The 14,688-nt window shown below is 44.6% G+C and carries 14 protein-coding genes; 12 read left to right on the forward strand and 2 right to left on the reverse strand.

All coding sequences use genetic code 11. The features are described 5' to 3' along the window. Positions 1-5: 5 nt before the first annotated feature. From ABIN22_RS11055 to buk, 4 genes are read left to right on the forward strand one after another with little or no spacing between them, the layout of a single operon-like run. Positions 6-1,295 (forward strand): thiolase family protein, encoded by a 1,290-nt coding sequence (locus ABIN22_RS11055; RefSeq protein ID WP_109731476.1) that lies wholly within the window; start codon positions 6-8, stop codon positions 1,293-1,295. Between the two features lie 12 nt (positions 1,296-1,307). Further along, the gene (locus tag ABIN22_RS11060) at positions 1,308-1,745 is read left to right on the forward strand and encodes a Zn-ribbon domain-containing OB-fold protein (protein WP_109731477.1); all 438 of its coding nucleotides are present in this window, start codon (positions 1,308-1,310) and stop codon (positions 1,743-1,745) included. A gap of 14 nt (positions 1,746-1,759) precedes the next feature. Further along, positions 1,760-2,590 carry a ThuA domain-containing protein gene (locus tag ABIN22_RS11065; RefSeq protein WP_118618339.1) on the forward strand — a complete coding sequence of 277 codons (831 nt, stop codon included), beginning with the start codon at positions 1,760-1,762 and terminating at the stop codon, positions 2,588-2,590. Between the two features lie 45 nt (positions 2,591-2,635). Continuing rightward, the gene (gene buk / locus ABIN22_RS11070) at positions 2,636-3,736 is read left to right on the forward strand and encodes a butyrate kinase (RefSeq protein WP_346908800.1); all 1,101 of its coding nucleotides are present in this window, start codon (positions 2,636-2,638) and stop codon (positions 3,734-3,736) included. A gap of 116 nt (positions 3,737-3,852) precedes the next feature. On the opposite strand, the gene ABIN22_RS11075 is transcribed toward buk, so the two are convergent. Together ABIN22_RS11075 and ABIN22_RS11080 are read right to left on the reverse strand one after the other, a co-directional pair. After that, complete coding sequence (locus tag ABIN22_RS11075) at positions 3,853-4,758, reverse strand: hypothetical protein (protein ID WP_346908623.1); 906 nt, start codon at positions 4,756-4,758, stop codon at positions 3,853-3,855. A gap of 365 nt (positions 4,759-5,123) precedes the next feature. Then, complete coding sequence (locus ABIN22_RS11080) at positions 5,124-6,029, reverse strand: hypothetical protein (RefSeq protein WP_346908625.1); 906 nt, start codon at positions 6,027-6,029, stop codon at positions 5,124-5,126. Between the two features lie 606 nt (positions 6,030-6,635). Between ABIN22_RS11080 and ABIN22_RS11085 the strand changes: the two genes are divergently transcribed. From ABIN22_RS11085 to ABIN22_RS11120, 8 genes are all read left to right on the forward strand, one after another. Further along, complete coding sequence (locus ABIN22_RS11085; protein ID WP_118618343.1) at positions 6,636-7,628, forward strand: sugar phosphate isomerase/epimerase family protein; 993 nt, start codon at positions 6,636-6,638, stop codon at positions 7,626-7,628. Further along, the gene (locus tag ABIN22_RS11090) at positions 7,628-8,563 is read left to right on the forward strand and encodes a sugar phosphate isomerase/epimerase family protein (RefSeq protein ID WP_346908627.1); all 936 of its coding nucleotides are present in this window, start codon (positions 7,628-7,630) and stop codon (positions 8,561-8,563) included. The genes ABIN22_RS11085 and ABIN22_RS11090 overlap by 1 nt, the downstream gene beginning before the upstream one ends. Before the next feature lie 83 nt (positions 8,564-8,646). After that, the gene (locus tag ABIN22_RS11095; RefSeq protein ID WP_109731487.1) at positions 8,647-9,138 is read left to right on the forward strand and encodes a VOC family protein; all 492 of its coding nucleotides are present in this window, start codon (positions 8,647-8,649) and stop codon (positions 9,136-9,138) included. Positions 9,139-9,164: 26 nt separating this feature from the next. After that, complete coding sequence (locus ABIN22_RS11100) at positions 9,165-10,130, forward strand: aldo/keto reductase (protein WP_346908629.1); 966 nt, start codon at positions 9,165-9,167, stop codon at positions 10,128-10,130. Positions 10,131-10,218: 88 nt separating this feature from the next. Beyond that, a complete protein-coding gene (locus ABIN22_RS11105) occupies positions 10,219-11,400 on the forward strand; it encodes an ROK family transcriptional regulator (protein ID WP_346908631.1) in 1,182 nt (393 codons plus the stop codon). Between the two features lie 87 nt (positions 11,401-11,487). Then, positions 11,488-12,771, forward strand: a complete 1,284-nt coding sequence (locus ABIN22_RS11110) for a thiolase family protein (protein ID WP_346908633.1) — start codon at positions 11,488-11,490, stop codon at positions 12,769-12,771. Between the two features lie 12 nt (positions 12,772-12,783). Continuing rightward, positions 12,784-13,197 carry a Zn-ribbon domain-containing OB-fold protein gene (locus ABIN22_RS11115; RefSeq protein ID WP_118618351.1) on the forward strand — a complete coding sequence of 138 codons (414 nt, stop codon included), beginning with the start codon at positions 12,784-12,786 and terminating at the stop codon, positions 13,195-13,197. A 496-nt stretch (positions 13,198-13,693) separates the two neighbouring features. After that, entirely contained in the window at positions 13,694-14,686 is a 993-nt protein-coding gene (locus ABIN22_RS11120; protein WP_346908635.1) for a sugar phosphate isomerase/epimerase family protein, read from the forward strand. The last annotated feature ends 2 nt before the right edge of the window (positions 14,687-14,688 follow it).

Here is a 14,688-nt window from a genome sequence, read left to right on the forward strand (position 1 = left end):
GTACTGTGGTACATAATGTAAAAATTGGAAAAAATATGAGGAGTGTGTCCATCGTTGGAGTCGGTGCAACGCCGTTTTTTAACGGGATAACCAATCCTCAGTACAAAGGGCTTACAAACGGTGAGTTATTTGGATATGCGGCTCTGGATGCAATGAAAGATGCGCATGTGGAGCCGAGGGATGTTCAGTATTTCTTCCACGGTTCTGCAAATCCGCACGTGTTAAACGGATGTATTACACCAAACCTTCAGGTTGCCGACTGGTTTGGCATGAGAGGGAAAGGCTCCATCTCACATTCGGAGGGGTGCTGTACAGGATATATAGCACTCGAGGAGGCTGTCTTTGCGGTGGCAAGCGGCGCCTATGAGGTCGTTCTTTCCGGCTGCAGTGAACAGGGCACCGGTATGCCGGACGGCAACACGCCGGACCATATGCGTACGGCGCTTACTTCAGAAGTATTGTTCCCGGATCTGGACTCTATTTTTGACCGGGCTTATGGAAGATACTTAGGCGGCGGGCCGGGGATGAACCATGATGACTGGATCAACTTCTATGCCAAAGAAAACGGACTGACGCAGGAACAGGTGGATGATGTGCTGAACCATCAGGCGTATCATTTCAGGCGGGCGGCAGAACTGTGTCCCCGGGCGATTCGCAGGACTCCTTATGAAAAGCTTGCAAAAGACGCCGGATATGATGATGTCTGGGAGTACATGAGATCCCCGCACAATCCGAAGATGACGCAGTATTTAAGGACTTCCAGTGATTCCTGCGTGGCGGACGGTGCGGCCTGCTGTATCGTAGTGCCGACAGAAATTGCACATCAGTTCTGTGACAAACCGGTCGAGGTACTGGCGACGGGGGCTTCCGTATTGGATGCAATCGTGCCCCATCTGGAGAAAAAAGCGACAGCAGAGGCAGCGCGCCAGGTCTTTGAAGCGACAGGACTTACTGCGGATGATATGGATTTACTGTACGTCAATGATTTTATCGGTTCCTCGGCATTCCTTGCGGCAGAAGAGATCGGTTATCTACCGAAGGGTGAAGGCTGGAAATATGCTCTTGACGGAAGGCTGGCATATGACGGTGACAAGCCAATGAATACAAATGGCGGACGTACCTCTTACGGACATGCATTTGGTGCATCCGGAATGGCGGATGTATTTGAAGCAGTGACACAGATGCGTGGAGAGGCCGGAGAACGTCAGATCAAAAAAAGACCGAAGCATACTTTCTTAAGAGGATTTGGCGGAGCACAAAACGTCCGGGCTACAATCTTAAGAGCTAACTTTTAGGGGGTGATGAGGATGGATCAGAATAGAATCAGCACGGAAGAATTTTGGAATCCGGAGCATGTAGTGGAAAAATTCTGGAACGGCTTACAGGAAGGAACCATTTATGCAAAAAAATGTAAGGAATGTGGAGCAATTGAATTCCCCCCGCATCATGCCTGCAATTCCTGCGGTTATCACGATACAGAGTGGACAACGCTGGCGGGAAAGGGCGTGCTGAAAACATTTGTATTTACAGGAGCATTAAACGCAAGGCTTGAACTGGAAGACAGGGGACTGAAATATGTCTGCGGAGAAGTCCAGTTCGATGAGGGACCGGAAATGAATGCCGTTATCCTTGGAATTAATAAGAAAAAAGCACGGGAAATTTCCGATAAACTTCCAGTGAGAGTCCGCCCTGTATTCTTTGATATGGGAAGATATACGACTCTTTTCTTCGAACTTGATGAGTAGAGGAGGAGAAGGACTTGGAAAAATTAAATGTGCTTCTGGTAACCGGCCTGCTGACTGCAGAGCATCAGGGACGGCTGATTACACAGCGATTGAGGGAGCTTCTGGAGGCGACCGGCCGTTTTCGGGTTGCGATTGTAGAAGAGTTCCGTAATATTACACCCGCTTTTTTAAAACCATACGACGTATTATTTATAGATTACGACGGGAAAACATGGCCTACAGACAAGGCACAGAGGTTTGGGGAACAGAGCGAAAAAGCGGTTTATGATTTTGTCTCAGAAGGAAAGGGAATCGTATTCTATCATTCATCCGTCTGGGTGGATGCGGACTGGCCGGACGAATGGAGAAAACTTCTGGGCGGCTATTGTGCAATGGAAAAAGGGTGCAGGCGCTGTCCGAAAGATGACCATTTCGTGGAAACAATGGATGAAAACCACCCTGTAACAAAAGGAATTGATAAGAAATGGATGAATGTTTTCGATGATTTATTTACACATCTGATCATTCATCCTGAAGCAAACGTTCATGTACTGGCAGCTATATTTGACGATGTTGAAAATTACAGGGTTCCAGGTTTTCCACCGCCGCACCACCCGGTAGATATTCCGGACGGAAGGCTTGAAAATATGGAAGGGGTCAACCAGTATACACCGGTAATCTGGACAAATGAATATGGCAGAGGCCGTGTCTTTGTGACATCCATCGGACACTGGGAGGCTCTTGACCGTTTTAACTTTATTACGATGCTTGTCCGCGGCGCAGAGTGGGCCGGGACAGGCGAAGTTACCCTTGAAAAACCAGACAGGTCCGGTAATAACCGTTTAAAATTATTTCCGTATTATTAAAAAAGTGCCGCATTGCTGCGGCGCTTTTTATCTAAAAGGAGAAGAATAAGTATGTTTAAAATATTTACAATCAATCCGGGATCCACATCCACAAAGATTGCACTTTTTGAAGATGAAACAAAAGTATTTTCTAAGAATGTAAACCATGCAGCAGAAAAGCTGGCACAGTATCCGGCAATCTCCGACCAGCTTGAATACCGGAAAGAGACGATTGACACGCTATTGAAAGAAAACAACATTTCTCTTGACGGAGTCACCGCATTTGTCGGACGGGGCGGCGGGCTGCTTGCAATGGACGGCGGTACCTATGAGGTGGATGACCTTGTTCTCGATCATGCAGTACGTGGTGCAAATGGAGTTCAGCATCCAGCGATGCTGGGACCGCAGATTGCACATGAATATGCAAGGCTATACCATACAAAAGCCTATGTCGTGAATCCGCCGGATGTCGATGAACTGCAGGACCTTGCAAGAATGACGGGGATTAAGGGCGTGTACAGGACTGTACATTTACATGCGTTGAATTTAAAAGAGACTGCAATCCGACATGCTGAAAGTATGAATAAAAAATATGAAGACTGTAATTTTATCGTCTGCCACATCGGCGGCGGAATCTCGATTTCTGCCCATCGAGGCGGGAAGATGGTAGACGGATATGACATTGTCGGGGGCGAAGGCCCGATGGCGCCAACAAGATGCGGCAGTATTGCGGTATCAGATATCCTGAAATATTGCAGAGACAAGGAGCTGGGAGAAGTGAAACAGCTCTGCACAAGAAGCGGCGGATTCGTCAGCCACCTTGGCATTTCCGATGCGTTAGAGGTGAGCAGCCGTGCAAAAGGCGGCGATCCATATGCAGCGATGCTGTGGAATACCATGATTTACCAGATTGAGAAATGCATCGGTTCGATGGCGGCAGTGCTTCATGGAAGAATCGATGGGATTCTGCTTGGCGGCGGAATGGTCTATAACGAAGACCTTGTGTCACAGATTAAAGACACTTGTGAATGGATAGCACCGGTAACTGCATACCCGGGCGAGTTCGAAATGGAGGCTATGGCTGCAGGAGCGGTCAGGGTCTTAAGTGGAAAAGAAGAACTGAAAAAATACAGTGGAGAATGTAAGTTTAAAGGGTTTGACTTTTAATCAAAACAGGAAGTCCGCCGCATCTCTATTTTTGGTGTATAGATGCGGCGGACTTCCTGTTTATGCAGTTTAGTCTCGTAACATTACTATTCAGGGATTTGGACTGTTACATAGTTTTAAGAGTCCTCTTTCAATGAAGCGATAAGTTCCTGAATAGTTTCCACAGATTCTTCCAGTTCATCAGCGATTTCCTCCGGACTTTTTCCTTTAGACAGCTTCTTTTTTAATAGTTCAATTAACTTATCACTACGGCCTTCTTCACGACCTTCCTCCCTGCCGCGGCTTAGCCCTTCGGTATATGCTTCTTCACGCTGTACCTCGATGTCCATGTCATAATCATATTCGGCTATCAGCATATTGATCACCTCACTGTCTTTCTTTTTTAGATAGTCTGCGAGAATACCGGAATCTATGCACTGCTCGATGGTATGTTTGAAGGCATCGCTATCCCCTTTCGACTGATAATCCCGTAAAATATCAACGAACTGTCCGTATTCCTTCAGAACCCTGCATTTTTCCAGAACCTTATGCTGCTGGGCCGGATTGATATTGATCACTTTTACTTCCAGGTCAAGCATAGGGGGACCATCCTGAACCATATAGGCATCTGAAAGTTTTAGGACCTTTTCTGTTACCCAGTCTTTCTCGCCGTTGTAGAACGTGTAAAACTCAGGCTTTGGAAGCTTTACCAGCTTTTTCTTATACCTGTCCCTGACCGGTACAATCTTTTCATATGCCCGCCCGATGTACATCAGGCTCCGAAGCGGCATGTTTTCATTGATGGTAGACTGGTGTTCCCCGAACACCATGACCTTCCCGCCGACCCCGAAAGAGACATCATTCTTGAAGTTCAGATACAGGATATCGTCTACGCGTATCTTCTGTATCAAGGTTCCTTCGGGCAGCGGTTCATCATGAAGTGCATTATATAGCGAGATATCATTTTCTTCCGCCAGTGCGTCTTCGAAGAATAGGTCTACAAACATACTGTTCTTGTATTCTCTGTTTTCTTTTACTGTCATAAGCACCCTCCTTTGTGCTTTGTTCCATTCACAGGAGAGGCTCGTTTTTGGGTAACTGCCTGTAGATTTTGAACAGCCACAGTTTCCTTATACATAGAGTATAAGAAATACGGCAGGTATAATCAAGCCCTCTCTTTATATAAATGGAACGGATTTTAATGTGAATTGTCTGGTAATAATAGGGGAGATATTCCCTTTTGGATGGTACACTTCCTGACCATTTGAATAAACGGATCTTTTTGTTTCATGGTTAGAATTACTATAAGCAGAAGTGGAATAGAAAACAGATTGGACTCCCACTTCCACAGATGGTAAGTAATAATAAATAAGTCTTAGTGGGAGTCCAATTTTTACTTTATAAAACTTCAGACGTCTTCCCCCAATGAAGCCATAAGTTCCTGAATAGTATCCACAGATTCCTCCAGTTCATCAGCAATTTCTTCCGGACTTTTTCCTTTAGACAGCTTCTTTTTTAACTGTTCAATTAACTTATCACTACGGCCTTCTTCACGCCCTTCCTCCCTGCCGCGGCTTAGTCCCTCGGTATATGCCTCTTCACGCTGTACCTCGATGTCCATGTCATAATCATATTCGGCTATCAGCATATTGATCACCTCACTGTCTTTCTTTTTTAGATAGTCTGCGAGAATACCGGAATCTATGCACTGCTCGATGGTATGTTTGAAGGCATCGCTATCCCCTTTCGACTGATAATCCCGTAAAATATCAACGAACTGTCCGTATTCCTTCAGAACCCTGCATTTTTCCAGAACCTTATGCTGCTGGGCCGGATTGATATTGATCACTTTTACTTCCAGGTCAAGCATAGGGGGACCATCCTGAACCATATAGGCATCTGAAAGTTTTAGGACCTTTTCTGTTACCCAGTCTTTCTCGCCGTTGTAGAACGTGTAAAACTCAGGCTTTGGAAGCTTTACCAGCTTTTTCTTATACCTGTCCCTGACCGGTACAATCTTTTCATATGCCCGCCCGATGTACATCAGGCTCCGAAGCGGCATGTTTTCATTGATGGTAGACTGGTGTTCCCCGAACACCATGACCTTCCCGCCGACCCCGAAAGAGACATCATTCTTGAAGTTCAGATACAGGATATCGTCTACGCGTATCTTCTGTATCAAGGTTCCTTCGGGCAGCGGTTCATCATGAAGTGCATTATATAGCGAGATATCATTTTCTTCCGCCAGTGCGTCTTCGAAGAATAGGTCTACAAACATACTGTTCTTGTATTCTCTGTTTTCTTTTACTGTCATAAGCACCCTCCTTTGTGCTTTGTTCTGCTCACAGGAGAGGCTTAATTTTTCTGGTAACTGCCTATAGATATTAAGCAGATACAGTTTCCTTATACATAAAGTATAAGAAATACGGCAGGTATAATCAAGCCCCTTCTTTATATAAACGGAACGTATTTTAGTGTGAACTGTTTGGTAAAAACGGGGGAATATTCCCTTTTAGATGGTCTGTTTCCTGACCATTTGAATAAACGGATCCTTTTGTTTCATGGATAGACCTTCCATGAGCAGATTTAGAATAGCATACTGTAGATTAGATTACAATACATTTTCTTTGCATTGGCATCAAAATTTTGTTCGTAACATGTGGATATCTGTTGGATAACTATGGGATAACGAGGATAATAAAACTTTCCAGAAAGCTGTTCCGTAAATTGACTTCAGAGAGCAAAAATCCCACTATGATTTTTGCTCTCTGTTCCTTTGCATTTATAAGATAAAGCATAATTAATCCCTTATATTTAGCACTTATTTTAAATATTAAAAAAAGTCTTTATTTTAGTGTTGACACAAGGGGGAACATGCAGTATTCTACAGATAGAAAGATTCATTCAAAGGAGGTAAAAAATGAAAGCTGTTGCAAGTTTTGGCATCGTAAATGCCGACACAAGCGGACCAGGCGCCTTTTTAAGAGCTGCGAAATGGTATTGGGATGAGATAACGGATATGTTTCCGGCCGCAGGTTTTTCATCTATCATGATTCCTATGGTTCCTAATACAGAGAACGTGTCAAGAAATGGTGCACCGATATGTACAGCATCAATCAGGACACGCTTTGGTTCGCCAAAGGGGTATCTGAGTTACTTAAATGACAAAGGTGTAGAAAATGTGGAAGCCATTACCATTTCTGCCCAGAGCCAGTTTAATAGTCTTTTTGAGACAGGGCTCCCCATTGAGAAGTTTTTTGACGAGTTTTACGACCATGCGGCGGACACTGTAGAAGCCCTGCAGGAATTGAAAGGGAGCACGCTACTTGTTTCACCGACACCGGGGATTGGCTTTTTGAATCAGACATTTAACGGTGATGAGAATCAGATAGAGAAGTTCCTTGCTGATGCTGCCCAATGTATGAACCGGATCGGCGCAAACTGCCGGAAGAACCAAATTAATCTTGCCATTCGCAATGAGTATTGGACGTTGATGAGGGGCACCGGAATTGATGCGTTTATGAAAATAGTTGACAAGGACCTTGTATCCTATGCTCCGGACCCTGCACATCTGCACATTGCCGGTGCAGACCCTGATGCTTACTTTAAGAAGTATGCCGGGCAGGCAAAGGCAGTCTGCTTTACAGATACAAAATTCGTGGATGAGTCAGATGTATATAAGACGATTTCACCGGAATTCCCGCAGGACGGACGCCTGCAGAGGGTGTATTATGATCTGGGATTTGGGGACATGGATTTCGAGAAGCTTTACGCAATTCTCAAAGAAGCAGATTTTGACGGTCCGGTCATTCTGGATTCTAAATATTCCCTGGATATTCCAAAAGGAATACTCAGGATGAGAACATTCTGGAACAATCTTGAAAAAAATTACGCTGCGAAGGAGGTTCAGTAATGGAAAACAGAAACATCAATTATACATACATGACTAATCTCTGGGGCAATATCAATTACAAACAGATTAATAATTTCAATGAATGGTATATGGGAGATTTTGGTTCAGCCTATTATTATCAGGATTGGGATAAGATCCTTCGGTATTTTGCCGGGGCAGGCTTCAAAGGAATTGAAATCATGGTATTCTCGGTCCCAAGCATTGTGAATGCATTCGGATCTATGAAGAACTTCAAAGAATTTGCTTTGGAGAGGGGAATCGAGAGAATTACAGGTATGTTTTCCCATCACGTAGGTTCTCAGGATAAGAGAAATCACCCGGACATCTTTGCATACGAACAGCAGGCGATTGATGCACTCGCAGAGTGCGGCGGTATTAATCTCATTGTACAGCCGGCAGGACAGTATTATGGAACAGGACCTCTTGATGAGGAAGGGTTAAAGAACGTTGCAGAGTGTATGAACACAGTGGGACGCATGTGTGCCGAGAAGGGGCTGGCTGTTTCCATTCACAATGAATTCTGGTGTGCAGTCAACAAATACGACCATGAGAAGTTTTTGGAAATGACAGATCCTAATTATGTTTACTACTGCCTCGATACAGCTCAGGTAGCGATTATGGGCAAGGACATCCTGCATTTTTATGATACATATCATGACAGGGTTCAGTATTTCCATATCAAAGATACAACCTATGTAAATGCCCCGGATGAGAAACGCTTTGGGGCAGGAGCAGAATTCGATGAGCAGGGAGCCAGATGGTTCTGGGAGCCGGGCGGTGGTGTGCTTGATTTCAGGGGATTGTGGGAACTTATGAAAAAGCATAATCACCAAGGCTGGATTGGAATTGAGTCAGATGGAACACCGGACCCGTTGGCAACCATTCTGCTGACAAAGAATTATATCGACACAGTCCTTGATCCGATATACAAATAAAATTAAAGCTAACCAAAAAAGAAACACCTGTTCATTATTTTGAACAGAAATATAAAATAAATGATTTTCAGGAGGAAGAAAAAATGGATACACAGTTCGCAAAATTTTTACAGATTGGAATTATCGTTGAGAATGTGGAGGAAACAATCAAACACTATGAGGAATACGGCGTAGGTCCGTGGAGAGTCAGCCCGTTAGATTCCAATGAGTTCCCGGATTTCTCTATGAACGGAACAAAGGACAGACTTCAGACAATTATGGCATTCTGTGACTGCTGGGGATTCGAAATCGAATTGATCCAGCCGATCAGCGAAAGCCCATATAAAACATGGTTAGACGAGCATGGCCCGGGGATGCACCACATTGCACTGATTACAAGAGACAGCTTTGGCGAAGTGATTGAGCAGCACAAGAAACTTACAGGAAGAGATCCTTGGCTTTTATGTAAAGATCCTCAGATCGGAATGGAATTTGCATATCTTGACCTCCACAAGGAATTGGGATTATACCTCGAAGTATACAATGAGGACAAGAAGGGCGGCCTCGATGCTAACTTCAAGCTGCCGGAAGAATAGAACGTGATAAGGGAGGAAATGAGAAAATGGAATATGTAAAGTTTGACGGAATAGAAAAAAAGGTAAGTAAGTTTTTTATGGGAACATTCGGAATGTTCCCGGATAATAAAGAAAAACATTTTCAGACATTAGATGCGGCATATGATCTTGGAATCACGGCAATTGATACTGCCAGGGCATATGATTCTGAGCCGACAGTCGGGGAATGGATCAAGTCCCGCGGAGTACGTGAGAATATTGTGCTTCTTTCAAAGGGAGCACATCCTACTGACTACCGTGAAAGAGTGACACCATACGATATTGACTCTGACCTTGCGGAAACACTGGCAGAGTTACAGACAGATTATCTTGATATTTATCTCCTCCACAGAGATAACACAAAGCTCCCTGTAGGACCGATCGTGGAGAAGCTCAATGAACATCAGGCAGCAGGCAGGATCAAAATTTTCGGGGGATCTAACTGGACCCATGAGCGTCTGGAAGAGGCAAATGAATATGCTTATGCTCACAATCTCACGCCGATGTCAGTCTCCTCTCCAAACTTCAGTCTGGCTGAGCAGGTGAAGAACCCATTTGCACCGGGATGTGTTACTATCGCAGGCAATAAAAATGCAGATGCACAGGAGTGGTATACAAAGAATCAGATGCCGGTACTGGCATATTCTTCACTGGCAAGAGGTTTATTCTCAGGAAGAATTACAAGAGAACTGCTTGCAAACGATCCGGAGAGCATTGATATGTTCTGTCGCATCGGATACTGCTATGAAGAGAACTTCGTAAGACTTGACCGCTGCAAGGAAATTGCGGAAGAAAAGGGATGCTCCATTCCGCAGGTAGCGATGGCTTACGTACTCGACAGCCCGCTCAATGCGTTCCCGATCATCGGGGCTGCAAACAGAAGCGAGATTGAGTCTTCACTCGGTGCTTTGGATGTGAAGCTGACTCCTTCAGAGGTTCTTTACCTTGAGCTTAAGACAGATGATAGAAAATAAGCAGGGCCTGTGTTAAAATAGTATTTAGTAATACTTTAAAAAACTATAAAAGAAAGACGGTAGATGAAATATGAAAGTTGCTAATACTATGGAAATACGTTTACAGAATGCGTTTTATATCATCAATGAAATTGAATGTAACCCGGGGATCACGAATACGGAGATTGCTCAAAAAAGAGGATTAAGTGTACCAACGATATCAAATATCATGAACATCCTGAAGGGCAGTGATATCGTAATGACAACAGGGACAGGAGAATCTTCCGGAGGAAGAAGACCTGTTCAGCTGTCATTGAACCCCGAATACCAGTATTCCATCGGAGTAAGCATCGCAAGGCATACGGTATACGTGTTATTGATTGATTTTGAAGGCCATATCCATGAAAAGGAAAAGCATTATATCCAGTTTGTAGAAAACGAGGAATACTGGCGCCAGATTGACAGCCTGATTAAAGGGATGCAGGAAAGGGCGCCGATCCCATGTGGAGTGGGACTTGCGTTACCCGGTTTTGTGGATTATGAACAAAAAGTTATTTCCGATACCTATACTCTGGGGGTGCCTGAGGTATCCCTCGAGAGTATATACCGGATTCTTGGGGAGCATGTGGCAATAGGGGATTCCTGCAGACTGGCAGCGATGGCACAGGTGTTTGCGAATACGAACGTTGAGGACAATTTTTTTATCCTGCTAAGCAGGCGTGTAAGCGGGATTTTGATTCACGACAGAAGTTTTTTTAGTTTGAAAGTTTCAAGTCTGGATATCGGTTCCATGATTATAGAACCGGATAAGAAGAAGCTGACATATGAATCGTCAGGCAGTCTTTTAGGGTTATGCTCCGCAAGTACGATCATTGAAATACTTAAGAAAAATTTTCCGATCAGCAGCTACGAGGAATTGTTTGAAGAAATTGATAAAGGCAGCCTTGTATATGAAAAGCTCTGGGATTCTTATCTGCACCATCTGGCGATAGCAATATATAATATCTATGCTATTTTTAAAGTGGATATTGTAATCGGCGGGGAAATGGCAAAGTATATTGAACCATACACAGAGAAGTTAAACGATTTTATCAGTGCCCTGTCACCCGAGAGCGGCCAGACAATCAGAATCCACTGCAGTATATACGGGGATTATGATGATGCATACGGCGCGGCATTGGAAACAAGGTCACTCTGCCTGCATAAAATGCTTCCGGAATTATTTAAGAACTCAGTAGCCGCGGTGCCTGCCCGGAAAAAAGATGTAAAAAGAAAGAGCGTAAAAAAATAGAATATAGAATGTTATTCATCAGAAGTGAAGGAAGGGTTACTGTGTATACCGCAGGGGGTAAACAGTAATCAGGAAGGAGCAGTAGATATGGTAGAGGGAAAACTTGGCAAGTATGCCCGCAGTGTTTCCATTATTGGGATTGGTGCAACCCCATTCTGTAATATAGATGAAGACCCGGACATGAAAGGGCTGACAGAAGGAGAGTTTTTCGGTCATGCTGCACTGATGGCGATGGAAGATGCCGGATTAGAGCCGAGAGATGTTGATTATTTTTATCACGGATCAGCAAATCCTAAGTTCTTTAATTTCGCAGCAACGCCAAATATGCAGGTTGCAGAGTGGTTCGGGATGCGGGGGAAAGGATCGGTTCATCATTCTGAAGCATGCTGTTCAGGTTATGTAGGGCTGGATGAAGCCGTGAAAGATGTGGCGAGCGGTGCACATGATATTGTGTTAACCGGCTGTGTTGAAATGGCATGCGGTCTGCCTGTAATGGGTAAGCCTGCCCATATACGCAGAACGATAACGACAGAGGATGTAATCCCGGATCTGGAAGCCATTATGGACCGTGCATATACGCGCGCGTTAGGCGGCGGGCATATCGGCCAGGATGACTGGATGGATCTGTATCGGGACGAATATGGCCTGACAGAGACGCAGATTGATGACGTCCTCAATACGATGTCCTATCATGGAAGAAGGGCGGCTGCGCTGAATCCATTGGCAATGCTCCGCACTCCGTTCGAGGAAATCGCAAAACAGTATGGTTTTGATGATCCTATGGAATATCTGCGGTCACCTTTTAATCCTAAGACAACACAGTACCTCAGAGTTACAGGAAACGCACCAAGTGCGGACGGCGCTGCGTGTGTCATTGTATGCCCGACAGAGATGGCATCGAAGTTTAAGCAGAAACCGATAGAAGTCCTGGGCATTGGCGCGTCCTGTCTGGAATTAATGCAGCCGCATAATGAGATGGAGATTACCAAAGAGGCAGCACGCCAGGTATATGAGACAACTGGATTGACACCGGAAGATATAGATCTTCTTCTTGTGAACGATTTTGTACTTTGTTCACAGCTCTTAGCAGCCGAGGAAGTAGGTTACCTGCCGAAAGGAGAAGGCTGGAAATGGGTAATGGAAGGGCGTACTGCATTTGACGGGGACCGCCCGATTAATCCGCATGGAGGACGCACATCCTATGGACATGCTTATGGCGCATCCGGAATGGCAGATGTTTATGAGGCAGTTCTTCAGCTCCGCGGCCAGGCAGGTTCACATCAGGTCAAGAATCAGCCAAAGACGGCAATGCTCCGTGGTTTCGGCGGCGGACAGAACTGTCGTATTCCTATTCTTAGAACAGTGGATTAGGGGGGAAAGACGTTGAAAATTGAAAAAATTGTAGAAAAATTCTATCAGGGTTTAGCGGAACATAAGCTTTACGGACGTAAATGCAAAGAGTGCGGTGCAATCGAGTATCCGCCGAGATATGCATGTAATACATGTGGATATCATGAAACGGAATGGGTGGAACTATCCGGGAAGGGAAAACTCCACAGTATGATTTTACCGTCCACTCTAAATGCAGACCCCTGGAATGCCAGCCTTGGTACATATGGGTATGGACTTATCGAATTGGAAGAAGGGGTTATGTTTAATGCTACGGTTTTCGGCATAAGCAAGAAAAAAGCAAAGAAATTAAGACCGCTGCTGCCTTTGCCGGTACATCCGCTTTTTGTAGAGAAGGATGGAGTGACAGTCGTATTTTTTGAGTTGGACGAAGTAGAAGAGGGTTAGAGAACAAGGGGGACTTGTGAACGGGTGGGGACGCCTGCCGTGGAGGTTGACGGGGTGCATGAGGGTGGCATATATCCTATGGAAAATGCTGACCGTTATGCTAAGCAGCAGTAAGAGGAAACACGTACAATCTGCCGGCACCATACGCATTCACCGCCTAATCTGATGATTAGGCGGCTCAGGCGTATTCAAAAGTTAATTTGGAAATTAACTTTTGTCCGGCAGATTGTGCGTATTTCCTCTAACTGCTGCTAAAGCTCACTAAAAGCATTTGCCATAGGATATATGCCGCCCTCACGCACCCCGTCAACTTCCACGGCAGGCTGGTTCATCCAGTCAGCAGGAAAGTCTTGTTCTCTGGAGGAACCCCTAAGTTCAAGCGCAGTGAATGTGTATTGGCTATGTGGATTGTATAAAAAGTTATTAAAATGTATTGATATAAAAAAACGTATTATGTTGCAATTAAATAAATATTATAAAATGGAGGTAGAATGTTATGGCAAGACCGGTTACGTTGATGACGGCACAGTGGGCAGATATCCCTTTTGATGAGATGTGTGTGTTAGCAAAGAAGATGGGATATGACGGATTGGAGATTGCATGTTGGGGAAGTCATATTGACATTAACCGTGCAGTGGAAGACCCGGACTATGTGGAATGGATTTTAAACACATTGAAGGAAAACGGACTTATCTGCAAGGCAATCGCTGTTCATACAATAGGACAGTGCGTCGGAGATTATGATGATCCGAGACTTGATAATTTTGCACCGGCCGAGCTGGCCGGAAAACCGGATGAGATTCGTGCATGGGCAGTTAAGACGATGCTTAATGCACCGAAAGTAGCTAAGATGATGGGCGTTCATATTATCACGGGATTTGTGGGATCACCAATCTGGAAATATCTTTACTCTTTCCCACAGACAAGTGAAAAGATGATCGAGGACGGATATCAGGAAATCTATGATTTATGGAAACCTATCATGGATGAGTGTAAGAAGTATGATGTGAAGTTTGCGCTCGAGGTACATCCGGGAGAAATTGCATTTGATTATTATTCAACAAAGAGATTACTGGAGAAATTCGCTGACTGTCCGGAATTCGGAATCAATTTCGATCCGAGCCACTTGATCTGGCAGGGCGTTACACCACATGTATTCTTAAATGATTTTATTGACCGTGTATATCATGTACATATGAAGGATGCAGCCGTTACATTAGACGGAAAGAGCGGACTGCTTGGTTCCCACATCGACTTCGGCGATCTGCGCAGAGGATGGAATTTCCGTTCTTTAGGTCATGGAGATGTAAACTTCGAAGATATTATACGTGTGCTTAACGCATATAACTATCAGGGACCGCTTTCTGTAGAGTGGGAAGACTCAGGTATGGAAAGAGTTTATGGTGCTACAGAAGCAGCGGAGTTTGTCCGGAAAGTAGATTTTGCACCTTCAGATGTTGCTTTCGATGCAGCGATTGCTAATAAATAGCG

Source organism: Faecalicatena orotica (assembly GCF_905197545.1).
Classification (GTDB): domain Bacteria; phylum Bacillota; class Clostridia; order Lachnospirales; family Lachnospiraceae; genus Faecalicatena_A; species Faecalicatena_A orotica.

Excerpts from the sequence above, each read along its gene's own strand:
- ABIN22_RS11060 (WP_109731477.1), top strand. The coding sequence starts at position 1,308 with ATGGATCAGAATAGAATCAGCACGGAAGAATTTTGGAATCCGGAGCAT.
- ABIN22_RS11075 (WP_346908623.1), bottom strand. The coding sequence starts at position 4,758 with ATGACAGTAAAAGAAAACAGAGAATACAAGAACAGTATGTTTGTAGAC.
- ABIN22_RS11080 (WP_346908625.1), bottom strand. The coding sequence starts at position 6,029 with ATGACAGTAAAAGAAAACAGAGAATACAAGAACAGTATGTTTGTAGAC.
- ABIN22_RS11085 (WP_118618343.1), top strand. The coding sequence starts at position 6,636 with ATGAAAGCTGTTGCAAGTTTTGGCATCGTAAATGCCGACACAAGCGGA.
- ABIN22_RS11090 (WP_346908627.1), top strand. The coding sequence starts at position 7,628 with ATGGAAAACAGAAACATCAATTATACATACATGACTAATCTCTGGGGC.
- ABIN22_RS11095 (WP_109731487.1), top strand. The coding sequence starts at position 8,647 with ATGGATACACAGTTCGCAAAATTTTTACAGATTGGAATTATCGTTGAG.
- ABIN22_RS11100 (WP_346908629.1), top strand. The coding sequence starts at position 9,165 with ATGGAATATGTAAAGTTTGACGGAATAGAAAAAAAGGTAAGTAAGTTT.
- ABIN22_RS11105 (WP_346908631.1), top strand. The coding sequence starts at position 10,219 with ATGGAAATACGTTTACAGAATGCGTTTTATATCATCAATGAAATTGAA.
- ABIN22_RS11110 (WP_346908633.1), top strand. The coding sequence starts at position 11,488 with ATGGTAGAGGGAAAACTTGGCAAGTATGCCCGCAGTGTTTCCATTATT.
- ABIN22_RS11120 (WP_346908635.1), top strand. The coding sequence starts at position 13,694 with ATGGCAAGACCGGTTACGTTGATGACGGCACAGTGGGCAGATATCCCT.